The sequence below is a fragment of the Cupriavidus sp. 05L411 genome (assembly GCF_056398045.1).
Genome location: NZ_JBFTOQ010000001.1, coordinates 364,225 through 387,536, shown reverse-complemented (window position 1 = coordinate 387,536; position 23,312 = coordinate 364,225). Strand labels below are relative to the sequence as shown.

The window sequence follows — 23,312 nt, the reverse complement described above, 5'->3', positions numbered from 1 at the left end:
GAGCACGGCCGCTTGCTTACCGTTACCACGCCGGTCCGACGGCGATGACGGGAACAACCAACAGATAACAGATGCGGATGCAGATGCAAGCAAATTCATTCACCAGACCTTTCCTGCCCTCCGGCAACCGGCTCGCGGGCTTGTCCGTGCTGGGCACTGCCTTGCTCCTCGCGGGCTGTGCCGGCCAGGGCCAGGGCAGCGCCGCTGCGCCGGTGCCGGAGATACGGCCTGGCATTCTCGCCGGCTACCTGCCGCCGGACGCACGGCCCGATAGCCTCGCCCTGGTGCCACCGCCGCCCGCGCCCGGCTCCGCGGCGCAAGCCCTGGACGACGAGATCGCGCGCGGCAACCAGGCCCTGCGAGGCACGGCACGCTACCGCCAGGCAGCAGTCGATGCCAACCTGAAATTCCCGCAGGCCGCGGGGGTATTCTCGTGCGCGCTGGATGCGCCGATATCGCAGGAACAAACACCCCGGCTCTACCTGCTGCTGCGCCGGACCCTGGCCGATGCGGGACTATCGACGTACGGCGTGAAGGACAAATTTGCGCGCGCCCGGCCGTTCGTGGTCAACCAGCAGCCGAGTTGCACGCCCGCCGAGGAAGCCATGCTTTCCAAGGACGGCTCCTACCCCTCGGGGCATAACGCCATTGGCTGGGCGTGGGCGTTGATCCTGGCGGAAATCGCGCCGCAACAGTCCAATATGATCCTGGCGCGCGGGCTGGCCTATGGACAAAGCCGGCTGGTCTGCAATGTGCATTGGCAAACCGATGCGACACAGGGCCGCATCATGGGCGCAGCTACCGTGGCGCGGCTGCATGCAGACCCCACCTTCCTCGCAGATCTTGCGGCAGCCAAAGCGGAAGTTGCGCAAGCCCGTGCCAACGGCCTGCGGCCGGCCGGCGACTGCCGCGCCGAAAGCGAGGCACTGGCGATCAAGTAGCGGGAGACGCCTGGCCGGCGCGATGCCGGCCAGGCGCTTGCGCCAGGTTCAGCCGCGCCCGACGAAGGGCATCTTGGTGGCCATCACGGTCATGAACTGCACATTGGCGTCCAGCGGCAGGTTGGCCATGTGCACCACCGAGCTGGCCACATGCGCCACGTCCATCAGCGGCTCCGGCGCGATCTCACCGTTGGCTTGCGGCACGCCGCGTGCCATGCGCGAAGCCATATCGGTGGCGGCGTTGCCGATATCGATCTGCCCGCAGGCGATGTCAAAGGCGCGGCCATCCAGCGAGAGGCTCTTGGTCAGCCCGGTAATGGCGTGCTTGGTGGCCGTGTACGGCACCGTGTTGGGACGCGGCGCGTGCGCCGAGATCGAGCCGTTGTTGATGATGCGGCCGCCGCGCGGGCTCTGCGACTTCATCAGCGCGAAGGCCGCGCGCGAGCACAGGAACACGCCCGTCAGGTTGGTGTCCAGCACGGCCTTCCATTGCGCCACGGAGAGCTCATCGATCGACACCGCCGGCGCATTGATGCCGGCGTTGTTGAACAGCACGTCGAGCCGGCCGAAATGCTCGCGAACCTGAGCGAAGAGCCGCTCCACCGAATCCGGATCGCTGACGTCGCATTGCACCGCCAGCGCCATATGGCCCTCGGCCTTGGCTTGCGCGGCCAGCGCCTCGAGCGGCTCGGCGGTACGCCCGGCAAACACCACCCGATAGCCTGCCACTAGCAGCGCCTGTGCCACCGCCTTGCCGATGCCGCGGGCCGCGCCCGTTACCAGCGCAACCTTGCCTTGCTCACTCATGCTGTCTTCTCCGGACTGGATTATTGAATGGATCGTGGAACGTGGATCGGGAAGCGGATGCCTACTTGACCGGAATCGGCGTGGCCGCCGCCACCGGCACGGCGGTCACACTATTCTGCGGGCTGCCGGACACGATGCGGTCCGAGTAGGTCAGGTAGACCAGGGTATTGCGCTTGCGGTCGACCGTGCGCACCACGTGCAGGGTCTTGAACAGGATCGACATGCGCTCGGAGAACACATTGTCCTGCTGGCGCAGCGGCCCCTTGAACGTGATCGGCCCTACCTGGCGGCAGGCGATGGAGCTTTCCGGCGGGTCTTCGGCCATGCCTAGCGAGCCCTTGATGCCCCCGGTGCGGGCACGCGACACGTAGCAGGTCACGCCTTCGACCTGCGGATCGTCATAGGCTTCGATCACGACTTTGTCGGAGCCGGTCATGCGGAAATTGGTGCTCACGCTGCCGATCTCCTCGGCATGCGCGGCCGGCGCCAGCAGCGCAAGCGCCGCCAGAAGGCCGGTCAGGGGCCACCGCGGCCCACGGGAAACGCGATGGGAACGCCCGGATTGCATGGCCGTGCCCCCCACCTCAGGACACCGTGCCGGTAATTTCATCGTGCCGTTTTTCCATTTCCTGGCGCAGCTGGCGGCGCAGCTGGGCTGCGGCAAAGCGCTGGCGCTCGACTTCGTCGCGGGGCACCAGCGGCGGCACTTCGGCGGGCGCGCCGCTGTCGTCCACAGCGACCATGGTGAAGTAGCAGCTGTTGGTATGGCGAACCAGCTTGCTGCGGATATTCTCCGTGATCACCTTGATGCCGATTTCCATGGAGCTGCGGCCGGTGAAGTTGACTGCCGCCAGGAACGTCACCAGCTCACCCACGTGGATGGGCTGGCGAAACACGACCTGGTCGACCGACAGCGTGACCACGTAGCGCCCGGCATAGCGGCTGGCACAGGCGTAGGCCACCATGTCGAGGTACTTGAGGATGGTGCCGCCGTGCACATTGCCGGAGAAATTTGCCATGTCCGGCGTCATCAGCACGGTCATGGAAAGCTGGTGGGACAGGTCATTCATGATGAAAATCCGGAGTCTGGAAGCGGCCGGGCCGACCCGCGGTGCAGGTCGAAAGGCTGGCGCCGACGATCGGCAGTTTAACCCGGAACGATCGCCCTGCCCTGCCCCCGAGAACGTCGAAGGGCACCCAGGCACCAATAAAAAAGCGGCCCGACGGGCCGCCTTCCTGTTTGCGCCTGGGCGCGGACTACTTATTTCTTCTTGTTCACAGCGTCCTTGAACCCTTGGCCGGCAGAGAACTTGACCGTCTTGGCGGCCGGAATCTTGATGGTCTCGCCAGTACGCGGATTGCGTCCGGTACGTGCGGCGCGCTTGCCGGAGCTGAAGCTGCCGAAGCCCACCAGCGTTACCGAATCACCCTTGGCAACCGCCTTCTTAATGTTGTCCAGAGCGGCATTCAGCGCGCGCTCTGCTGCAGCATTGCTCAGTTCCGCGTCAGCGGCGATGGCAGATACCAGTTCACCTTTATTCATGGCTGATTTCCCTTGTTGGTCGTCTTGATCGGAGTGTCTGCCACGCGGCAAATTACCGATCGGCGCAGTCTAATCCGCGCTTTACGCATTGGGCAATCCCCAGTGGCACCAATGCAACGAAAAAAGCCGCAAATCCTTGAGTCAAGCGCCTTTGCGGGGAATTTACCCCTCCTTTTCCGTGCTTTCAAATGCGGCCAGCGAGGGTAATGGTCATTCAAACCCCCGTACGTGATGACAGGCATCGCTTGACAAGGTCAGACCTGCGCTGTGTGCGCCTTGCTGCCGCCGAGACCGCCCAGACGGCTTGGTCGGCGGTATGCCAATGGCTTTGGATGGACGCCCCGCCACAGTCCATCATGGTGCATGAAATCCCTGGACGTGCGCCCCAAATAGGGGCATTGCCTCATTTTGGCGCAGCCTCCATATGGCGGGCATACCCGGCGCATGCTATTCGGCTGCAGGTTATGGCTTCTCAATCCGTGCGCCGCCCCCTTCGAGCGCGACAAATCGGTGCAAATCCCACCAACACGGTGCAGATCCCGGCCTGCGATGCCCCAGACTGGTACGTTTTTTGCATACGTGTGCTCCCATTTTGCGCATAGAGGATTGTATGGACAAATGGAAGAGCGGCACCGATGCCCTGTTCATCTTGCTAGGGGCGATCATGGTGCTCGCCATGCACGCGGGCTTTGCGTTCCTGGAGCTGGGCACGGTGCGCAAGAAGAACCAGGTCAACGCACTGGTCAAGATACTGGTGGATTTTGCGGTTTCCACGATCGCCTATTTTTTTATTGGCTACACCGTGGCCTATGGGGTCGAGTTCTTCACCAGCGCCCATGCACTGGCGGAAAGAAGTGGCTATGAGCTGGTGAAATTCTTTTTCCTGGCGACGTTTGCCGCCGCCATACCAGCGATTATTTCTGGCGGCATTGCCGAGCGCTCGCGCTTCAACCCGCAACTGGTGGCCACCTTTGTCCTGGTGGGCCTGGTCTACCCCTTCTTCGAGGGCATTGCCTGGAACAACCGCTTTGGCGTGCAGGACTGGATCGCCTCGATCGCCGGCGCGCCGTTCCACGACTTCGCCGGCTCCGTCGTGGTCCACGCCATGGGCGGCTGGATCGCGCTTCCCGCCATCTTGTTGCTGGGCGCGCGCCGCGGCCGCTACCAGAAAGACGGCCGCATCAGCGCGCACCCGCCCTCGAACATCCCGTTCCTGGCGCTGGGCGCATGGGTGCTGGCGGTAGGCTGGTTCGGCTTCAATGTCATGAGCGCGCAAACCGTCGACAAGATCAGCGGGCTGGTGGCCATCAACTCCCTGATGGCCATGGCCGGCGGCACGCTGGCCGCCTGGGCGGCCGGCCGTAACGACCCCGGCTTTGCCTACAACGGCCCGCTGGCCGGGCTGGTGGCGGTCTGCGCCGGCTCCGACCTGATGCACCCGCTGGGCGCGCTGGTCACCGGCGCCATTGCCGGCGCGCTGTTCGTCTACTTGTTCACGCTGGCCCAGAACAAGTGGCATATCGACGATGTGCTGGGCGTCTGGCCGCTGCACGGGCTGTGCGGCGCGTGGGGCGGCATTGCCGCCGGCATCTTTGGCAGCCAGGTGCTCGGTGGCATTGGCGGCGTTTCGCTCGGCGCGCAGTGCATCGGCACCCTCCTTGGCATCGCGATCGCCCTGGTAGGAGGCACCGTGGTTTACGGCACGCTCAAGAAGGTCGTGGGCATCCGGCTTGACGCTGAATCGGAATACAACGGCGCGGACCTGTCGCTGCATCGCATCTCCGCCACGCCGGAACGCGAAACCAACTGGTAAGGCACGGCGCAAAGGGGATTCACGCCCTTGCGCCACGCCCACCCCACGCTCCCACGACCCATGGCCGCGAGTGGCGCGCTGCGCCCTGCGCGGCCATTTTGTGCTTGAACTTCCGCTCGCCGCGTAGCAATAATGCGTTGCCTGCCTTCGCGCCCCGCCCCCAACGCGTCCGGGCATCCGCTGCATGATGTTCGTTGCCTGTATACCTGCCCAGCCAGCAAGGGAGAAACGCGATGGATGCTACAACGCTGCAGAAGTATCAGGATGTCGTCGTCGCCTATGCGACGGAAGTCGGGTTCAAAGTTCTCGCCGCCCTCGTCTTCTGGGTGGTTGGCCGGTGGCTGATCCACGTCGTGGTGCGCATGGTGCAGGGGTCCCTGACCAAGCAGAAGGTCGACCCGACCTTGCTGCGCTATGTTGGTTCCATCGTCACGGTGACCCTGAATATCGTGCTGATCATCGGGATACTGGGTTACTTCGGCATCCAGACCACCAGCTTTGCCGCGCTGATCGCGGCGGCCGGCATCGCCATCGGCATGGCGTGGTCGGGGCTGATGTCCAACTTCGCGGCAGGCGCTTTCCTGGTGGTGCTGCGGCCCTTCAAGGTCGGGGATTTCGTCACCGTTGGCGGGATCACCGGCACCGTCAGGGAGATCGGCTTGTTTGCCACCACGCTGGACACGCCAGACAATGTCCTGACCGTGGTCGGCAACAACAAGATCTTTGCGGACACAATCCAGAACTTCAGCGCCAACCCGTACCGCCGGGTCGAGCTAAAGGCCCAGTTGGCCGGCAGCACCGACGTGGCGGCGGCCGCCACCCTGCTCAAGGAGCGGCTGGCCGCGCTGCCCAACGTTCTGGCCGAGCCGCCGCCTGACGTCGAGATTCTCGAGTTCACCCTGGTGGGCCCGGTGCTCGCGGTGCGTCCGTACTGCCATACCGACCATTACTGGCAGGTGTATTTCGATAGCAACGGGGTGATCCGCGAGAGCTTTGGCGAGGCCGGCTTCGCCGCCCCAATGCCAGCTCAACTGGTGGTGCTGCAAAACGGCGCAGCCGCTTAACCGTGTATCGATGGGATGGCGCGGCCACGCTGAGCCAGGCCGCCCCGCTAACGCAGCACCATCGGCGCCCGGATCATTCGGCGCCCTGCACCGTCACGCCTGAACGGCCAAAGGCCCGCATCAGCACGGCGCCGGTACCGCAAACGCCCATGACCACCGCCAGCGGCAGCGCGCTGCCGTCCCGCCAAAAGCTGACGGCGGCGCCGGCCAGCGTGCCGAGGGAGAATTGCAGCGTTCCCATTAATGCGGAAGCCGTGCCGGCACGATGGCCCTGCTGGTCCATGGCCAGTGCCGAGGCGTTCGGCAGGATGCAGCCGAGGCTGGCGATAAACACAAAGAAGCCCGTTAGCAGCACCGGCAGCGGCGCCATGCCGGCGAGCACAGCCGCAGCCAGGACAAGGCCGGCCAGGCACGGCGCAAGCAGCGCGCCGCGCAGGACGTGGTCCAGCGTGCGGTTGCGCACCAGGCGCGCGTTGAGCTGCGACATGCCGATCAGGCCCAATGCGTTGGCGCCAAACACGAAGCCGTAATGGGAGGGATCGATGCCATGCAACTCGATCAGCACGAACGGCGACCCCGCGATGTACGCAAACATGCCCGCCTGCGCGCAGCCGGCCGACAGCGAATAGCCGACGAAACCCCGATCTCGCAGCAGCTCGCCGTAGTTCGAAAGCACGCGGCCCAGGCGCAAAGGCATGGCGCTGGCGTGGTCGAGCGATTCCTCCATGTAGCGATGGACCACCCACAGGATCAGCAGGCTCGCGCCGCACAGCAACCAGAAGATGGCGCGCCAGCCGAATGCCGCCAGCACGGCGCCCCCGATGATGGGCGCCAGGATCGGCGCCAGGCCCATCACCAGCATCAGCGAGGAGAAGGCGCGCGCGGACTCATGGGCCTCCAGCCGGTCCCGAATGACAGCGCGCGCCATCACCATGCCAGCGCAGCCGCCCAGGGCCTGCAGGAAACGCCACAGCATCAGCGCATCGACGTCACGCGCGAGCGCGCACCCGGCCGCGGCCAACGCATAGGCCAGAAGGCCGACATACAACGGCGGCTTGCGGCCAAAGCGGTCGCTGATCGGGCCATAGAATGCCTGCCCCACCGCCAATCCGACCAGGAACGTCCCCAGCGTGAGCTGCACGCGGCCGATATCGACCCCGAGATCCCCGGCCAGCGCCGGGAAACTCGGCAGGTACATGTCAATGGAGAGCGGCGCCAGTGCGGTAAGCGAAGCGCATACCAGGAGCCAAAGCGGAAAGCGCGCGGATTGCGGGGCGCGGGTGGAGCGGGTCATCGAAACTTCCTGAGGAACAACTAGGCGGCCGGGATGGCCACCGGCGCCCAATGCGTCAAACTGGCTAACGGCGTGGCGGCGCGGGAGCGGCTAAAGACGTAATTGTTGCATAGCGTAACAAGCCGCGCACTCGGCATGCCGCGCGGCGATGATGCAGGCGCACGTCCGACCGGGCGCGCGCAACTGTGATGACAGGCCTGACGGTCCCGCGGCATTGCGGCGATTTCGGGCCTCGCTTCGCCGCGAAGTGGAGGAGTGCGTGGCTTTCAACAGCAGCGACGCCAAGGGTACAATGCCAGCCTGTCGGCCGCCCGAGGCGGACGATCACGCAGCCCGACGCACCGCGGGAACCCACCCGATGGTGCGGTTCCCGGCAACGTTTTCCTGCATGAGAACAAGATACAAACTGCTTTCTGTCCTTTTTGCCCTGGCCGCCGGCGCGGCTAGTTTGCCGTGGGCGCAGCGTGCGCATGCGGCACCGGTTCCAGCCAGGGCCGCCGCCTCCGCGCCTGCCCCCGTAGTGGTGGACGAGGCCGATGCCCTGGCGCAAATGCTCAAGGGCGCTGCCACGGGCCAGAATACCGGCGCGGCAGGCGTGCCTGAATTGCTGCGCAATACCGCTCGCCCCGACAACATATTGTCGCGCGCTTGCCGCCAGCTCAACGATGCCCTGCCCATCGAGATCGATGGCGAGACGCGCTTGCGCCGCTGCCAGTCGGTCCCTGGCAAACATATCCTGTTCCAGCTGGAGCTGACCAAGTACCGAGGCCCCATGCTGGACCTCGCCAGCTTCGAGCTCAGCTACGCCGCGCCGCTGCAGCGCAATATCTGCGCGAACCGGGACGTTGAAATTCTGACCAAGCTGGGCATCAGCATGATGTTCCGCTACATGACGCGCAACGAGCGCGGCGAGCGCCGCGTTGGCGACGTCTACATCAACGCGCCCATCTGCGCCTCGGCATTGCGCTAAGTCCTTCCAGCCCCATCTGGCATTCCTGCCGGGATACCGGGCCTTGCCTCCGGGAGCAGGCACGCCAGCTCCCGGGCACGACTCAACTCAGGCGAGCCTTGGACGCAACGGCACCACGTTGGCCGCGCGCCGGGGCAGCACGCGGGTTTCCTTCCATCGCGCATGCGCCAGCGGTGAACCCCATACCAGTCCATGCAACTGGGCGAGCGCAAAGGGATCCCCCAGCAACAGGTGTTTCTGGGCCGCCGACAGTGCGTCCGGGCCGGCGGTGAGGGCCTGTTGCACCAGCGCGGCGTGCTCGGCTTGCGTAGCCTGTGGCTGCACCACGCGCGACGAGGCGGTCGCGCACATCAGCGCATTGGTCACCGGGTCGACCACGGCATCGATAAATGCCGGCGGCTCTCCCGCTGCCTCCACGTGCTTCTGCATGGCCACCATCTCGCGCGGGGGCGTGGCCTCCTCCGGCGTCACGAACAACCTGGCCCCGCGCAGCGCGCGGCCCAGCGAAACCCGCGACAGCCAGACCGAAAGCGGAATCGAGCATACCAGGGAGCCCACGATCGGCAGCAGCCACCAGACAAAATTCGGGTCCAGCCATAGCACCAGCCCGCCCCAGGCCAGGCCCAGCAAGGTGTGCATGCCGTGTCGGCGGAACGCCTCGCCCCAGGTGGTCTGCGCATCTTCACGCGGCGGCGACTTCCAGGTAATGCCCCAGCCGCTATAGGCCGCCGCCACGAACTTGGTGTGAAACAGCATCCGGACCGGGGCCAGCAAGGCCGACATCACGACTTCGATCAGCATCGACAGCACCAGGCGCAACGGCCCGCCATAACTGCGCGAGTCCTTCATCAGCAGCACCACGCTGGCGATCTTGGGCAGGAACAACAGTGTGGCGGTCGCCGAGAATAGCGCCAGCGCCTTCTCGGGATGCCATTCCGGCCAGGTCGGGAACAGCTGGTAGGGCTGCGTGAAGTACTCCGGCGGCACCAGCGCGTGCTTGGCCAGCATGATGGTGGACAACACCAGGAACAGGAACCACAGCGGCGCCGACAGATAAGCCATCACGCCAGTGAGGAATACCGCGCGGTGCACGGCGTGGAAGCCCTGCTTCATCCACAGGCGGAAGTTCATCAGGTTGCCCTGGCACCAGCGGCGATCGCGCTTGACCTCATCGAGCAGGTTCGGCGGGAGTTCCTCATAGGAGCCCTCCAGGTCATAGGCAATCCACACGCCCCACCCGGCCCTGCGCATCAAGGCGGCCTCGACGAAATCGTGCGAGAGGATTTCCCCTGCCAGCGGACCCTTGCCGGGCAACGGCGCCAGCGCGCAATGCTCCATGAACGGCTGGATGCGGATGATGGCGTTGTGGCCCCAGTAGTGCGATTCGCCGAGCTGCCAATAATGCAGACCAGCAGTAAACAGCGGCCCGTACACGCGCGTGGAAAACTGCTGCACGCGCGCATACATGGTCTCGCGGCCCACGGCCAGCGGCGCGGTCTGGATGATGCCAGCACCCGGATTGCCTTCCATCAGCTTGACCAGCGTGGTCAGGCACTCGCCGCTCATCACGCTATCTGCGTCCAGCACCACCATGTAGCGATAGGCGCTGCCCCAGCGGCGGCAGAAGTCCGCCACGTTGCCGGTCTTGCGCTTCACGCGATGGCGGCGCCAGCGGTAGAAGATTCGGCCGAAGCCGTTGACCGCGCGGCAGGTTTCCATCCACGCATCGGTCTCGGCGGTACGCAGGTCCGGGTTGCCGCTGTCGGACAGCACGAAGAAATCGAAGCGCGCCAGCTCGCCGGTGCGCTCCATCGACTCATAGGTCGCGCGCAGCCCGGCAAATACCCGGGTCACATCCTCGTTGCAGATCGGCATGATGACCGCCGTGCGCGCCTCCTCGGCAATGGGCCCATCCACTGCGGCCGAGCGCGAGATCAGATGGCGGTCGCCGCCTTTGGCCAGCACCAGGAAACCCATCATGGCAGTCCAGAACCCAGCCGACACCCACGAGAACAGGATGGCGAAGAGCGCCAGCACTGCGATCTCGAGCGGATCGGTGCCGTGATAAGGCAGCACCTTGGTCATGAAGTAAGTCGCCAGCGCGGTCTGCCCGGCTACCAGGCCAAGCAGTACCCATCGACGGTGCTTGCCCGCCGGGTGCCATTTGCCCTCGGCATCGGGACCGTCATGCAGCGTGTCCCAGGTTTCCGGCATTGGCGGGCGGCCCAGCATGCGCCTGCCCAGGTTGCGCAGGAAGCCGGTGACGATGTGCGGAGGCCACGCCCGCGGCACCATGGACGCGCGTTTGGGTGCGGGGCCGGTGTCGATATGCACGGTGCCGTCCGCACGACGCTGCACCAGCGGTTCGCCCGACGCCTGCGGTGCGCCATAGGCAAGATTGAGGCGGCGCCCCACCGAGCCGTAGGACGGGCCCGCCGGGGATGGCTCGCCGTCTTTGGCTGCGAGTGTGCGCTGCAGAAGATGGATGGCCGACTCAGTGTCGGCGGCGTCGCTGCCAGCGACGTTGTCAAGCAGCTCGCGTCGCTGGTCGGGCGAGACAGGAACGCGATCGAGATAGCGCTCGCATGCCGCCGCCGGAGCGGCGCGCCGCTTCAGCCTGGGGGTAAGATGTAGCTCCACGTCTCGGATAGGGTTGTATTGCCGTTGCGAAGATAGCCGCGCAATTCGACCGGTTTGTTCTCGTCCTTGCGGCGCACGACCATGGTCATGCGCCAGCCGCCGGTGGCCGCATTGCGTTGCGTCGAAGTGTTCAGCAGCTCCCCGTTGCTGTCGGCCGAGATCACCGGATCGATCCGGGTATCGGCGGCCAGTTTCTTGAAGGCCGGGCCTTCAAAGTCCACCACCAGCGAAAAACTGGTGTCGTCCTGCTTGCGGCTGAGGCCCTGGCCACGCCGTGTTTGTGTCACCCACGACAGCGGCGGCTGTTTCTCGCCGTCTTTCTGCCACAGCAGGCGATATTCGAAATCAAAAGGTTGCTTGGGCTTGGGCGGGGTGTCAGGCACCCAGTACGCCACGATGTTGTCGTTGGTCTCGTCCGGGGTCGGGATCTGCACCAGCTCGACCCGGCCCGAGCCCCAGTTTCCTTTGGGCTCCACCCAGGCGCTCGGCCGACGCTCGTACCACGCGCCAATCTCCTGGTAACTGCTGAAATTACGATCCCGCTGCATCAGGCCAAATCCTTGCGGATTGGTCGCGGCAAACGAGGTCACCAGCAGGCGCTTGGGATTGCTCAGCGGGCGCCACAGCCACTCGCCCGTGCCGAGCTGCACCGAGAGGCCATCGGAGTCATGCACCTCGGGCCGGTAGTCCGGCACCGACGAAGGTTGGTTCTCGCCAAAGAGGTACATGCTGGTCAGCGGTGCCAAGCCAAGCTTGGTGACGTTCTCCCGCATGAACAAGCGCGACTTCACCTCCATGACCGTCTCGGTGCCTGGCCGGATCACGATCCGGTACGCCCCGCTCACGCGGCGCGAGTCCATCAGCGCATAGATGGTCAGTTGCTTATCCGCCGGCGATGGCCGCTCGATCCAGTACTCCACGAAGCGCGGGAACTCTTCGCCGGAGTTGAGCCCGGTATCCACGGCCAGGCCCCGCGCCGACAAGCCATACCACTGGTCCTTGCCCAACGCGCGGAAATAGCTGGCGCCCAGGAAGGAAACGACTTCGTCCTTGCCCTTGGTGCTGTTAAGCGGATAGAGCACGCGGAAGCCGGCGAAGCCAAGCGTCTTGAGCTTGCTGGCATCGACCTTGTGCGGCCCGTAGTTGAACGCGGACGGATCGAAGCGGATCTCGCGGGCGCTCCCGCTCACCACTTCATTGATGCGCACCGGCTGGTCGAACACCATGCCTTCATGAAAGAAGGAGAGCTCGAACGGCAGCTTGGCATTGCGCCACTGATAACGCTCAGGCTTGTATTCGATCTCGCGGTAGCGCTCGTACGGCAGCTCGCGCAATTCACGCGGCAGATTCTGCGCGGGTGCCTTGTAAGGACTTGCGGCCAGCTGGCGCGCGCGCGCCGCCACGGTGTCGAAGCCGAACGCGTGCGCCGCCACTGCACACAGCGCCAGCATGCCGCCGCACAACCACCTGCCGAGGCGAAGCGCGCCTGTGTTCGCTGGCGCCAATGCACGGCGCTGGATAAATTCGACGGTCGGCAAGGTAACGGTTTCGGACATGAATGCCAGTGACGGGCGTAGTTGGACGGTTACGATCAATCAAACACCGCAGCAAAAGGCGGGCCACCATGCGAGCGGAATGACTGAAGCAACGGCGGGATGCCGGCCAGCGCGAACCGGGGGAAAATGTAGGGGATCTCGCTGCGCATCGCTTTTGACTGGGTGCTGAACCTGTGCCTGCATGTATCGGGACGTATCCGACTTGCTGCAATGCGCAATAAGACCTTAACAACTCGAGACTAAGAAGTCACGTTTCGATCACGCAACGTTTGCAACAATTTGAAACCCCAGCCATCCGGACGCCGCTTTGCGCGCGCCGCTCGAGCCCAGGCATCACATTGGGCATACCGTCGAATCATCGCTTGGTGCTTCGCAGGGCACGTTCGGGGCACAGCCATTTCTTCAGCGATTACCCCTACGGCGCCACCACGCATGAGCAAGGCGGAACGCGAACATCGGCCCCCTGCCCTCAGACCGCTGCGCCATGTCCTCTACATAGCGGCAACCCCCGAATCTGCAACGCTAGAATACGGATCGCACGCCGTCAACGTGCGTGGCGAGCACGTGCGCAGCACTGGAACGGCGCATAGCGCACCTGCAAAATCGTGCACTGCACTGAAATCATGCGGATGGGGCCCGCCGCGCCCAAAAAAAGAGAGGCCGTAGCCTCTCGATCGGGTTCCGCCTCGATGCCAGTCCCCCCGGATGGCGCATGGCGCCGCTGGACATCGGTACCCGGAAGCGCGGCACCGCGCGCTTCACGCGCGACGCAGGGCTCACAGGCGGCGTGGCGAACTAGCTCGGCAGCAAGCGAGCGCACCGGCGCGCCGCTGCCCGTCGCCTTTCACTAGCGGCGCTCAGGCGCCTTTATTCATCATCTTGTCGGCATCAGGAGGCGCGTGGTTCTTCTTCTTTGCCGGCTTCTTCGTCGTCTTGCCGGAGCTTGACGCCGCTGGCTTGTCGCCGGCCGCGGGCGCGGCAGGCGCCGACGCCTGGGCATAAGCACCCGCACCAAACATGGCCAGCGTCAACATCACGATCCACTTCTTCATTTCAGCCTCCTGGTCAGCCGTAAAGAGAAGCCTGCCTGCGGCCCTTGGTGGCGCTAGGCACCTGCGCTTCGTGACTACCAAAACGAAGCAGGGAACGAATGGGTTGACGTGTCAGTTCGCCTATCGACACTGCAACGCAGCATCCAGCCTGGCCACACGTGCCGGCACAGGCATCAAGGACACAAGCGGCTGAGCAGTTCGCCGGGAACAGTGCCTGCACTGGCAGGCTGCGGCATTCCGGTGTGAGGGGCGCTGATGGTGTAAAGCGACTCGCCGCGCGCATAGCGCTTGGCGTAGAGCGTCTGCTCCACCACCGCATACATGGACGTGGCGCAATTGAACACCATGCGCTTGAGCGAGGAACGGATCGGCTCGCCGCTGGTGGTGCGGATCACCCCGGCCGGCGCGTTGCGCATGACGGCGACACCCACCTCGGGACCACGGCGGCGCACCGAAGTCTTGTCGAAGTAAGAGATCACCCCGTTGGCGCCCGCCAGGGGCAGCCAGCGCTGCGGGTCTGGCGCCGAAGAATCGGGCGCGGCCAGCACGGCGCAACCTTCGCGCGGCGTGGAACGGAAGGCAGCCCCCCCGCTGGGAGCCTGGCATTCAATCAAACCCGCCGTGGCGGCGGGGCGAACCGTGGCAGCAGGCTCGGCATACGCGGCAAGACAGACACTGCTGCCAACCAGCACGGCGACAGCGTGGAAAAAGGCGCGCAAGGACATGGACGGACCCTCGTGTAGACCAAAAGACAACGCGCATTGTCGCACACCATGCTGCGCAATCTGCTCAACGTGTACGCTGGCGCCCGTCCTGCCGCGCGCACCGGTCAAGGCCACCGGCTACCGGGACAGCGCCTCGAGTGCATGGCGTGAAGCCTCATCGGCCGGGAAAAAACACTCGATGCGCATCTCCTGCAGCGTGACGTCCTGCGGAATGCCCAGCGTGGTCAGCGTCGAGAACAGTGAGGCGCGAAAACCATCGGCAGCCAGCGCCACAGGCAGCATTGGAGGCGGCGTGCGCTCGGCAGCGTCGTCGTCGAACAGCGGAACGCCGGCCGGCCCGACCATATCGGGATGCCAGTCCGCGATGCGGTTGAAGATCTCCCGCGCGGTCTGGTCCTGCGCCTGCGTCTGCAACTCCTGCCACACGCGCCGCAGCAGGTAGCGCCCGACCTGGCGCGCGTTGTCGATGACCGGCCACAATCCATCCGGATCGAAGACGGTCAGCATCAGATTGATGCGCCCGCCGCCCTCCTCCAGCTTGGACGGTGCGCGCCCACCCAGCAGCACGCCAATCATGTTGCGGTATGCCTGATTGGCATCGAGCATGTTCCAGAATCGGTCCAGCACCACTGCGGGATAAGGCTCTTGCTTGGACAGGATCAGCGCCACGGCCTGCTGCACCATCTGCAGCGCGGGTGCGGCCAGGCCGTGCTCGGTGTAGGCCGGCGCAAAGCCACCAGCAAGGAGCAGACGGTTGCGCTGGCGCAGCGGCACGCCAAGGCGGTCCGCCAGCGACAGCACCATCTCGCGGCTGGGCCGGGCGCGGCCGGATTCAAGGAAACTGATATGCCGCTGCGATACCCCGGCGGCCAGCGACAGCGCAAGCTGGCTATAGCCGCGCTTGCCGCGCCAGTAACGCAGCAGGCCGGGGAAATCGAGGGCGGTTTCGGAGCTGGGGGTCAGGGTATCCATGGCGGCATTACAGCATGGCGAAGGCCGTCTGGCGATTACCTGCGAAGTAATACGGGCACCGCCCCCATGCTGCAACGCGACACCAGCCCTGGCTGAAATACAGTCGTCGACGTCGGTCCCGCCGCCCTATGTCACCCGCCCTATGTCACCCGTCCGCGTGTTTCGCTCAGCGCGGCACCCAATCCGTATTTCCTGATCTTCTGGTACAGGGTGCTCTTCGCGATGCCGAGCCGCGAAGCGGTCCTGGTCAGGTTGCCACCGCTGTACGCCAGGGCCTTGCGGATGGATTCCGATTCGGCCATCTCCAGTGAGCAAACCGTCTCGGGCACACTGCCGGCAATGTCCTTTGACCGGCTGGCGCCGCCCGGGGTCCCCACCGAGCTGATTTCGAGCGGCAGCTTGTCCAGGGTGATGACGCCGCCCTCGGCCATCAGCAAGGCGCCCTCGAGCGCGTTGCGCAGCTCGCGGACATTGCCCGGCCACCCGTAGGCAAGCAGGCATCGGTAAGCATCATCGTCGAACGAGGCCACCGGCAGCCCATAGCGCTCGCACAGCCGGCCCAGCCAGTGCGTGACCAGGGCCGGGATGTCGTCCTTGCGCTCGCGCAAGGCGGGTATCGCGATATTGGTCACGGCGATGCGGTAGAACAGGTCCATGCGGAATTTCCCCGCGGCCACGTCGTCACGCAGGTTCCGGTGGGTGGCGGCGACCAGGCGAAAGCTGACCTTGCGCGGCGTGTTCTCGCCCAGCCGGTAGATCTCGCCCTCTTCCAGCACACGCAGCAGGTGCGGCTGTATGTCGAGCGGCATTTCGCCAATCTCGTCGAGAAACAGCGTCCCCCGGTTGGCGGCCTCGATCTTGCCGGCCGCGCCCGATCGGCGCGCGCCGGTAAACGCCCCCTCGGCATAGCCAAAGAGCTCGCTCGCAAGCAGGTCCCGTGACAGCCCCCCGCAATTGAGCGCCACGAACGGGCCGTCTGCGCAGGCGCTGGCCTGGTGAATCCCCTGCGCGAACAATTCCTTGCCAACGCCAGTTTCGCCCAGCAGCAGCACCGGTACCCTGGACGGCGCCAGGTGCTGCGCCTTCTCCACCGCCGAGCGCAAGGCGGTGCCGTTGCCTACGATGCTGGAAAACGCCGGCGCCGCGCCCAGCCGCGCGGCAGGCGCGCCGGCAGTACCCGATGCAGGGTGATGCGGCGCGGCAGGGATCACCACCACGAAACCCAGCATGTCGCCGCGATCGCGAATCACTTCGAAGCGGGTCAGGCGAAGCCATTCGGGGAGCGGCCCGGATCCGGCGCGCGCCACGCGGGCGTCCAGGCCGGGAATGGAAAACGCGCTGTTCAAAATGGTGCTCACGCCCAGCCGCGCCAGCGCTGAAGGCGCCTGCGGATTGGCCTTGACCAGGCGCCCGCCTTCGTCAAGGACGAGCACCCCGTCGCTGCCCACCGACGCAAAATGGCTCATGCAGCGGTCCAGCAGCCGCAGGCGGCGCTCCATGACCAGCTTGGCCAGCCGGCTCTCGATCCGGCCCGCCAGCGACACGGTCAATGCCAGGCTATGCCTGCTATAGGTTTGCGCCAGGCCTGACACGTCAATCACGCCAAGCACGCCGCCGTCCAGAGGATCACGGATGACGGTGGCCGAGCAGGTCCAGCGCTTGATGCCGGCACAAAAATGCTCGGCACCGTGGATTTGCACAGGTTGTTGCAAGGCCAGCGCGGTACCGATGGCATTGGTCCCGCAGTTGAGCTCCGTCCAGTCGCAGCCCGGAATCAGGCCGACTTCCCCGGCGGGCTCGACGATATGCATATCGCCCTCCTGCTGGAGGATCATGCCGTCGGGATCGGCCAGCAGCATGATGGTGCCCGTCTGCGAGAGAAACTCGCGGGTCTGCTGCATCAGTGGCAGGCTGGCGCTGACCAGGCGATCATTCTTCTCCCGCCGGACTCTCAGGCCGGCTTCGTCCAGCGGCGGCGGCGCGGCCCCGGCGCCAGGATCAACCTGGCCCACCAGGCACCGGCGCCAGGAATCGTCGACCACGCAGCGCAGCTCGCCAGCGCTCGCCTCACCGCCATCGATCAGGTGCTCCCAGGCGGACATGACGCTGGCGTCATGGTCGGGATGGGAAAACCAGTCCATCGGTGTACCGGCTTCTTGCATTCCGTGTCTCCTTGCGGGGGCCCGCCCGATGCGGGCTCGGATGGCCGGTTCTCCGGCTCGATCTCTTGTCTTGCGTGCTTCGCGGGACTAGCGCCCGCTCGTTGCATCCTACTCCCGACGGTACCGCCAAAGCCAGCCGGGGCTTGCCTACCCGCAAGTTCCAGGCCACGCGCCATGCGCCCGCCGCGCGGCCCGCCCGGCCGCACGGGCGCCTGAGCGGCCGTCACCGACCGGCCGAAAACGAAACGGCCGTCCGAAAATCGAACGGCCGAAACGCCACCGCCAGGAGGGATGCACGATCCATCCCTTGGCCCGGAAGTGCAGAAGCAATTACCTCGATGTCGAGATCGACATCAGTCCGCGCGCTCCGGCAGAGGCAGCTTCACCCAGTCTGTATAGAACGCTTCGATATCCGGCTCGAAGTCGTGGATCACCGGATACCACGGCGTGGGGGCTTCCACGTCGTGCATGGTTCCGCACTTGGGGCAGTAGTATTCGCGGTACACCTGCCATTGCGTGTCCGGCGCCATCAGGTGCGGATAGACCTCGGCCATGGCTTCATCCGTGTCGCGCACGTAGACGTTGGCATGGAGCTTCCAGTTCTCCCGGTAATCGCAGAAGACATGGCCGCAATCGCATTGCGTGACCCACTTTTTGGTCTTGGCCTGCTGCACGATAAACATGTGCGGGCTTAGCGGCAGCACGATGCGATCATCCCAATCGAGCTTTTTCTGCAGCGCTTGCACGTATAGCTGAAAGCGCGCTGCATCCTTGGGCATCGATAGCATGCGCAGGGTGGTGTCCCAGTCGAGCTTGCCGTCGACCAGGTTCTTGACCTGTTCACTGGTGTAAGTGGACATCTTGAATCCTCTCTGGCGTATTGACTAATGTGTGCATTGGTTGGTGCCGCCCGGGCCTTACTCTTCGACCAGCACCACCGTGTTGACGTCGGGCATCTTGGACAGGTCCATGCGGTACTTCGAGCCATAGGTCGGCACGTCCAGCTCGTCCTCGGTCAAGGTCCACGAGTCCGGCAGCCCCCAGAACGTGCGAAACTGCTGCTCGAACTTGTTCGAAAGGCCAAAGCTGGTGGCAAACATGTGCCGCACCTGGATCGAGGCATGCTTGACCAGAATCCGCTCGCGCTCGCCCTTCATCCATTCCTGGACAGGCTGCGAGCGCGCCAGGCGCTGGTTGCGGATCTCGATACGCAGCAACGCGGTCGCCTTGGCATCCACCGTCCATATCCCATTGCCGTCCTTGGTCGCGACCGCGCCATATACCTTCTGCGCATATTCGGGCAGCAGCAAGGCGTTGTTCAGGTCCCGCTCGATGGCCTCGACCTCGCGGTCGAGCGGGTCGCCAAAGCCCGGGCCGCCACGCAGATAGTTCAGGTACAAATCGTAGTTGTCGTAGCAGTCCTCGGTCGTCATGCACTGCTGGTCGCGCTTGACGACCGCGCCGGCGTTGAGGTGGTTCTCGTAGTCCGGCAGGTCCGGATTGGCATCGCCACCAAGGGGCAGGCTGTCGCCGCCGGCGATGCGCTCCTTCAGGCCGGTCTTGTGGGCTTCGAAGCGGTAGCCGGTGGCGGCCGGATAGCCGCCCATCAGGCCCCAGTCGCTGTTCATATAGCCGTTGCCCATGAAGAACATGGTCCAGTCCTGCGCTTTCCACACCATGCGCAGCGTCTCGAAGCCGCAGCCGCCCCGGTATTTGCCATAGCCGCCGGAATTGGCCTTGGCGTTGCGCCCCAGGTAAAGCAGGGGCTCGGCCATTTCCCATATCTCGATATCGCCCATATCGCCTTCTGGGTTCCAGATCGCCGCGGCATGGTTGAGACCGTCCTTGATGGCGCTGGCGCCGGTGCCGCACGACGAAGCCTCGAAGCTGTTGACCGCGTGGATCTCGCCCTCCTGGTTGATGCCACCGCCCTGCAGCCAGTTTGAGGTGTTGGCGTTGCCGGCATTGACCTCTTCCAGGTAGCCGCGGCTGAAGTAGGCCTGCGACAGGCCGCGCCACATCGCGCTCCAGCCCGAGACCAGGAAGTGCCAGGCGTAGGCATGGCCGGTGCGGCGATCATCCGGATTCATCCAGGTGCCCTTGGGCAGATGGAATTCCGTGCCGAAGTAGGCGCCATCGTTAATGCGCTGCGTGGGCACCAGCGTTTGCGTCATCATCACCCAGATGCCGCTGGTAAAGGCCACGTGATGCGCGTTGTAGGAATGCCAGCCCCAGCGGCTCGCGCCCTCGAAATCCAGGCGCCACGATCCATCCTTGCGGATTTCCATTTCCACCGGCGAGTGCATGATCGAATCGAGCTTGGCGAAGGCCGACGAGGTCTGCACATCCGGGTGGTTGTACGGCACGTCGACAAACGCCACCTTGCGGTACTTGCCCGGCAGCGTCATCGCCTTGATGCGCGTCTGCAGGCCGCGGCGCCCTTCCTCGATCACCTCGTAGGAGAACTCTTCGTAGGCTTGCAGCCCTTCGTCCTCGATCACTTCCTCGATCAGGTCGCGGATCATGTGGCAGCCGGCGATGCGGGTTCGCTCGTCGAGAATCCAGTACTTCGGCGTGCGTACCGAGCGCTGGCTTTCATGCAGCCAGTCGCGCAGCGGGGTGTCGTTCACCCCGGTCTTGCGGCAGGTGATCATGTAGCCGTCGCCAAAGCGCTGCACCTGCCCGGTGGACATCGATCCGGGCGTCACCGCGCCGGTGTCGATCACGTGGGTCACGCCTCCCACCCAGCCCACCAGCTTGCCATGCGCGAAAATCGGCACGATGGTGGCGATATCGCAGGGATGGACATTGCCGATCGCGCAATCATTGTTGGTAAACATGTCCCCGGGATGGATGCCGGGATTGGTCTCCCAGCCGTTCTCGATCATGTACTTGATCGCGGCCCCCATCGTGCCGACGTGGATGATGATCCCGGTCGAGGTCAGCACGCAATCGCCCGCGGCGTTGTAGAGCGTGAAGCACAGTTCGCCCTCCTGCTCGACGATCGGGCTGGCGGCGATCTTCTTGGCGGTTTCGCGTGCATGCACCAGGCCGCCGCGCAGCTTGGAGAAGAGCTTTTCGTAGCGGATCGGGTCCCGCTCGCGAAATGCGAGGCGCGTGAGCCCGTTGTAATGGCCGGTCTCGGCGGTGCGTTCGAGAATGGCGTCGCGGAACTGCTTGAGCGTCTCGCCGGTCTTGAGCAGGTCTGCGAGCCCGACTTCCTTGCTGGACATCATGTTCATGGCGTGTCTCCTTACTTCACTTCTTTGAGGTGGAAGAGGTGATGCTTGTCGAGCGTGGTGGCAAAGCCCTCGGGCACGACGAAGGTGGTGGCGTCCGACTCGATGATGGCCGGCCCGGTGATGATGTTGCCGGGCAGCAGCGCTTCCATCTTCCACAGCACCGCGTCGTGCCACTGCTTCTGGCGATACAGCGGACGCGTTCCCAGCCGTGCTTGCGCGGGCGGCTTCGGCCCGCCTTCCGGGTCTTCCGGCAGCACCGGCTTCTGGGTAATCACCATGCCGCGCATGATGGCGCCAGTAACGGAGAAACCCAGCTCGGGCGAGCGCGCCGAACTGGCGTACACGCGGCCGTAGGTTTCCTCGAAGGCATCGACGATCTGGTCCCAATCGCCCGCCGTGGCGGCATTGACGATCGGGGAGCTGATTTCCAGGTCGTTAAGCTGGCCCATGTATTGCATGCGGTAGCCGGGCCGCAGGATCACGTCTTCAGCCCTGAAGCCGTTGATCTTGAACTCCTCGATCACCTTGGCGGCCAGGTCCGACCACGCCTTCTGGATGGTCTGGGCCGCCCGGGCCTTGTCCTCCTGCGCAGCATCCTGTGGCAGCGCCAGGTCAACGCTCTTGTCATAGCGGTACTCGAAGTCCGCGCAAGCACAGCCAAACGCCGAGAAGCCCGCCGCCCAAGCCGGCACGATCACATCCTTGAAGCCCAGCCCTTCGGTGTAGCCATAAGTATGGACAGGCCCGGCACCGCCGTAGGAGAAGCAGACGAACTCGGTCGGGTTATAGCCCTTGGCACTTACGTTAGAACGCAGGTACTCGCGCAATTGCAGGTCGAGCAGTTCGATCACGCCGGCCGCGGCGTCCTCTACCGACAAACCCAGCGGATCGGCGATCTGTGCCTTGATATGCTGGCGCGCCCGCTCCACATCCAGCCGGATCGCGCCGCCAAGGAAGTTGTCAGGATTGAGGTAGCCCAGCACCACGTGGCAATCCGAGACCGACACAGTGTCCAGCCCGCTTTCCGGCCAGCACGTACCGACCCGGTAGCCCGCGCTGTCCGGGCCGAGCTTGATGGCGCCGCTATAGGGATCAAGCCGCACAAAGCTGCCGGCGCCGGCGCCCACCGAGTCCATCGTCACCAGCGGCAAGGACAGCACCAGCCGCGCCATGTCGGGATCGGCGGCGATGGCGAAGTTGCCCTTGGTGATGAGCGCCATGTCGAACGAGGTGCCGCCGATGTCGGAACAGGCGATATTGTCGTAGCCCAGGGTCTCGCCCAGCAGCTTGGACCCGATCACGCCGCCGATCGGCCCGGAGACGATGGTGCGCGCCAGTTCCTTGGCCTTCCAACTGATGGTGCCGCCGTGGGTGGCCATCACCCGCAGGTCGAACTTGGCACCGTGCTTCCTGAAACGGTCGCTGACCTTTTTCAGCGTCTGCCGCGAGGGCTCGGCCGCGTATGCCTCCAGCACCGTGGTGTTCATCCGGTGGCTTTCCTTGCGCTGCGGGTAATAGTCCACCGAGGCGAACACCGGGATATCGGCACCGAGCTTTTTGAGCTCGTCACGCGTGATATCTCGGGCCTGCTGCTCGCTGGTGCCGTTCTTGTGCGATTGCAGGAAGCAGATCACGACGGCCTTGGACCCGGCCGCCACCAACTCGCGCGTCGCCTGACGCACTTCATTTTCGCGCAGCGGGATCACGATTTCTCCCTGCACGTCTGTGCGTTCGGTCACGCCGCGGGTACGCGACAGGGGCACCAGCGGTTCGTCGTAGCGGTGCGTGTTGAGATGGATGCGCTCCTCCAGCGCGTAGCCCAGGTAGCTCTGGATGGCCCGCCCCATCGAATGGACGTGCTCGAAGCCTTTGTTGACCATCAGGCCCACGTCCAGCCCCTTGCGCTGCACGACGCGGTTGAGCATCGCGGTGCCCGAGTACACGCAGGTCAGCAGTTCGGGGTACACGTCGTCAACCCCGCGCTGCCAGTGCGCAAGCGCGTCCTCCGAGGAGTTGAAGATGGCCAGGGATTCGTCTTCCGGGTTGCTTTGCGCCTTGCCGACGACAAACCGCCCGTCGCCGCGCACAAAGAAGGTGTCGGTCATCGTGCCGCCGGCATCGATGCCCATCACCTGGACTTGTGATTGCACTTCCATACTTGTCTCCTTGCTTTGTCAGCGTTCACGGCGGCTGCCAGGCAGCGCCGTTGCCAAACTCACCGCATGGCACGGTGGTTCGGTGGCAGTAACGCAACGGCTATGCCAACTGCTGGAGAAAAGTATTTTTTGTTTTATATCAATGAGATAGCGAATAACCTCGAGCAAAGGCCAGAGCGGGAAGCGACTTGCACCGTCTCGAACGTCGTGTTTTCGAACGGGGGCACCGTTCGGTTTTCACGCTGCGCCCAGGTGACGGCTCGGTCAGCGCAACGTGCCGCAAGGGGGATGGACACGGCAATCCAGGCAAGGCCGCAGCGGCCCTGACACACAGCAATGTTATGCTTTGGGCCTCGATAACTCCTGCGCGCACAG

General features: G+C 64.7%; 18 protein-coding genes. 4 read left to right on the top strand and 14 right to left on the bottom strand.

Annotated features, from left to right (window positions below):
- The first annotated feature begins 83 nt into the window (after positions 1-83).
- Positions 84-941 (top strand): acid phosphatase, encoded by an 858-nt coding sequence (locus AC1DQR_RS01805; protein WP_416052514.1) that lies wholly within the window; start codon positions 84-86, stop codon positions 939-941.
- 48 nt (positions 942-989) lie between these two features.
- On the opposite strand, the gene AC1DQR_RS01800 is transcribed toward AC1DQR_RS01805, so the two are convergent.
- From AC1DQR_RS01800 to AC1DQR_RS01785, 4 genes are all read right to left on the bottom strand, one after another.
- On the bottom strand, positions 990-1,748 hold the full coding sequence (locus AC1DQR_RS01800) for an SDR family oxidoreductase (protein WP_477132405.1): 759 nt from the start codon (positions 1,746-1,748) through the stop codon (positions 990-992).
- A 61-nt stretch (positions 1,749-1,809) separates the two neighbouring features.
- Positions 1,810-2,316, bottom strand: a complete 507-nt coding sequence (locus AC1DQR_RS01795) for a CreA family protein (RefSeq protein ID WP_416052512.1) — start codon at positions 2,314-2,316, stop codon at positions 1,810-1,812.
- Between the two features lie 16 nt (positions 2,317-2,332).
- Complete coding sequence (locus AC1DQR_RS01790) at positions 2,333-2,818, bottom strand: acyl-CoA thioesterase (RefSeq protein WP_174427135.1); 486 nt, start codon at positions 2,816-2,818, stop codon at positions 2,333-2,335.
- A gap of 191 nt (positions 2,819-3,009) precedes the next feature.
- Positions 3,010-3,291 (bottom strand): HU family DNA-binding protein, encoded by a 282-nt coding sequence (locus AC1DQR_RS01785; protein WP_017226623.1) that lies wholly within the window; start codon positions 3,289-3,291, stop codon positions 3,010-3,012.
- Between the two features lie 610 nt (positions 3,292-3,901).
- On the opposite strand from AC1DQR_RS01785, the gene AC1DQR_RS01780 reads away from it, so the two are divergent.
- Together AC1DQR_RS01780 and AC1DQR_RS01775 are read left to right on the top strand one after the other, a co-directional pair.
- On the top strand, positions 3,902-5,104 hold the full coding sequence (locus AC1DQR_RS01780; RefSeq protein WP_477132404.1) for an ammonium transporter: 1,203 nt from the start codon (positions 3,902-3,904) through the stop codon (positions 5,102-5,104).
- 233 nt (positions 5,105-5,337) lie between these two features.
- Positions 5,338-6,168 carry a mechanosensitive ion channel family protein gene (locus AC1DQR_RS01775; RefSeq protein ID WP_477132403.1) on the top strand — a complete coding sequence of 277 codons (831 nt, stop codon included), beginning with the start codon at positions 5,338-5,340 and terminating at the stop codon, positions 6,166-6,168.
- Between the two features lie 73 nt (positions 6,169-6,241).
- On the opposite strand, the gene AC1DQR_RS01770 is transcribed toward AC1DQR_RS01775, so the two are convergent.
- Positions 6,242-7,462 carry a Bcr/CflA family multidrug efflux MFS transporter gene (locus tag AC1DQR_RS01770; RefSeq protein WP_477132402.1) on the bottom strand — a complete coding sequence of 407 codons (1,221 nt, stop codon included), beginning with the start codon at positions 7,460-7,462 and terminating at the stop codon, positions 6,242-6,244.
- Positions 7,463-7,850: 388 nt separating this feature from the next.
- On the opposite strand from AC1DQR_RS01770, the gene AC1DQR_RS01765 reads away from it, so the two are divergent.
- Complete coding sequence (locus AC1DQR_RS01765) at positions 7,851-8,432, top strand: hypothetical protein (protein WP_416052508.1); 582 nt, start codon at positions 7,851-7,853, stop codon at positions 8,430-8,432.
- A gap of 87 nt (positions 8,433-8,519) precedes the next feature.
- Here the strand turns inward: AC1DQR_RS01765 and mdoH are convergent, their stop codons facing one another.
- The 9 genes from mdoH to AC1DQR_RS01720 form a co-directional block, all read right to left on the bottom strand.
- Positions 8,520-11,048, bottom strand: a complete 2,529-nt coding sequence (gene mdoH, locus AC1DQR_RS01760; protein ID WP_416053254.1) for a glucans biosynthesis glucosyltransferase MdoH — start codon at positions 11,046-11,048, stop codon at positions 8,520-8,522.
- On the bottom strand, positions 11,045-12,628 hold the full coding sequence (locus AC1DQR_RS01755; protein ID WP_477132401.1) for a glucan biosynthesis protein G: 1,584 nt from the start codon (positions 12,626-12,628) through the stop codon (positions 11,045-11,047). Before AC1DQR_RS01755 ends, mdoH begins: the two co-directional genes overlap by 4 nt.
- An 857-nt stretch (positions 12,629-13,485) precedes the next feature.
- Positions 13,486-13,680, bottom strand: a complete 195-nt coding sequence (locus tag AC1DQR_RS01750) for a hypothetical protein (RefSeq protein WP_477132400.1) — start codon at positions 13,678-13,680, stop codon at positions 13,486-13,488.
- Between the two features lie 173 nt (positions 13,681-13,853).
- Positions 13,854-14,405, bottom strand: coding sequence for a surface-adhesin E family protein (locus tag AC1DQR_RS01745; protein ID WP_416052506.1), 552 nt, complete (start codon positions 14,403-14,405; stop codon positions 13,854-13,856).
- Between the two features lie 117 nt (positions 14,406-14,522).
- Positions 14,523-15,377: a helix-turn-helix domain-containing protein gene (locus AC1DQR_RS01740; protein ID WP_477132399.1), complete on the bottom strand. Its 855-nt coding sequence runs from the start codon at positions 15,375-15,377 to the stop codon at positions 14,523-14,525.
- A 140-nt stretch (positions 15,378-15,517) separates the two neighbouring features.
- Positions 15,518-17,539: a sigma-54-dependent Fis family transcriptional regulator gene (locus AC1DQR_RS01735; protein ID WP_477132398.1), complete on the bottom strand. Its 2,022-nt coding sequence runs from the start codon at positions 17,537-17,539 to the stop codon at positions 15,518-15,520.
- Between the two features lie 353 nt (positions 17,540-17,892).
- Positions 17,893-18,399, bottom strand: coding sequence for an acetone carboxylase subunit gamma (locus tag AC1DQR_RS01730; RefSeq protein WP_174427127.1), 507 nt, complete (start codon positions 18,397-18,399; stop codon positions 17,893-17,895).
- Positions 18,400-18,456: 57 nt separating this feature from the next.
- Positions 18,457-20,781 carry a hydantoinase B/oxoprolinase family protein gene (locus AC1DQR_RS01725; RefSeq protein WP_477132397.1) on the bottom strand — a complete coding sequence of 775 codons (2,325 nt, stop codon included), beginning with the start codon at positions 20,779-20,781 and terminating at the stop codon, positions 18,457-18,459.
- 11 nt (positions 20,782-20,792) lie between these two features.
- Positions 20,793-22,937 (bottom strand): hydantoinase/oxoprolinase family protein, encoded by a 2,145-nt coding sequence (locus AC1DQR_RS01720; protein WP_416052503.1) that lies wholly within the window; start codon positions 22,935-22,937, stop codon positions 20,793-20,795.
- Positions 22,938-23,312: the final 375 nt, after the last annotated feature.

What these genes read in the sequence shown, in the direction of transcription:
- AC1DQR_RS01720 (WP_416052503.1), bottom strand. Translation starts at nt 22,937, where the DNA reads ATGGAAGTGCAATCACAAGTCCAGGTGATGGGCATCGATGCCGGCGGC.
- AC1DQR_RS01795 (WP_416052512.1), bottom strand. Translation starts at nt 2,316, where the DNA reads ATGCAATCCGGGCGTTCCCATCGCGTTTCCCGTGGGCCGCGGTGGCCC.
- AC1DQR_RS01735 (WP_477132398.1), bottom strand. Translation starts at nt 17,539, where the DNA reads ATGCAAGAAGCCGGTACACCGATGGACTGGTTTTCCCATCCCGACCAT.
- AC1DQR_RS01800 (WP_477132405.1), bottom strand. Translation starts at nt 1,748, where the DNA reads ATGAGTGAGCAAGGCAAGGTTGCGCTGGTAACGGGCGCGGCCCGCGGC.
- AC1DQR_RS01770 (WP_477132402.1), bottom strand. Translation starts at nt 7,462, where the DNA reads ATGACCCGCTCCACCCGCGCCCCGCAATCCGCGCGCTTTCCGCTTTGG.
- AC1DQR_RS01785 (WP_017226623.1), bottom strand. Translation starts at nt 3,291, where the DNA reads ATGAATAAAGGTGAACTGGTATCTGCCATCGCCGCTGACGCGGAACTG.
- AC1DQR_RS01790 (WP_174427135.1), bottom strand. Translation starts at nt 2,818, where the DNA reads ATGAATGACCTGTCCCACCAGCTTTCCATGACCGTGCTGATGACGCCG.
- AC1DQR_RS01740 (WP_477132399.1), bottom strand. Translation starts at nt 15,377, where the DNA reads ATGGATACCCTGACCCCCAGCTCCGAAACCGCCCTCGATTTCCCCGGC.
- AC1DQR_RS01730 (WP_174427127.1), bottom strand. Translation starts at nt 18,399, where the DNA reads ATGTCCACTTACACCAGTGAACAGGTCAAGAACCTGGTCGACGGCAAG.
- AC1DQR_RS01765 (WP_416052508.1), top strand. Translation starts at nt 7,851, where the DNA reads ATGAGAACAAGATACAAACTGCTTTCTGTCCTTTTTGCCCTGGCCGCC.
- AC1DQR_RS01805 (WP_416052514.1), top strand. Translation starts at nt 84, where the DNA reads ATGCAAGCAAATTCATTCACCAGACCTTTCCTGCCCTCCGGCAACCGG.
- AC1DQR_RS01745 (WP_416052506.1), bottom strand. Translation starts at nt 14,405, where the DNA reads ATGTCCTTGCGCGCCTTTTTCCACGCTGTCGCCGTGCTGGTTGGCAGC.
- AC1DQR_RS01775 (WP_477132403.1), top strand. Translation starts at nt 5,338, where the DNA reads ATGGATGCTACAACGCTGCAGAAGTATCAGGATGTCGTCGTCGCCTAT.
- AC1DQR_RS01755 (WP_477132401.1), bottom strand. Translation starts at nt 12,628, where the DNA reads ATGTCCGAAACCGTTACCTTGCCGACCGTCGAATTTATCCAGCGCCGT.
- AC1DQR_RS01725 (WP_477132397.1), bottom strand. Translation starts at nt 20,781, where the DNA reads ATGAACATGATGTCCAGCAAGGAAGTCGGGCTCGCAGACCTGCTCAAG.
- AC1DQR_RS01750 (WP_477132400.1), bottom strand. Translation starts at nt 13,680, where the DNA reads ATGAAGAAGTGGATCGTGATGTTGACGCTGGCCATGTTTGGTGCGGGT.
- AC1DQR_RS01780 (WP_477132404.1), top strand. Translation starts at nt 3,902, where the DNA reads ATGGACAAATGGAAGAGCGGCACCGATGCCCTGTTCATCTTGCTAGGG.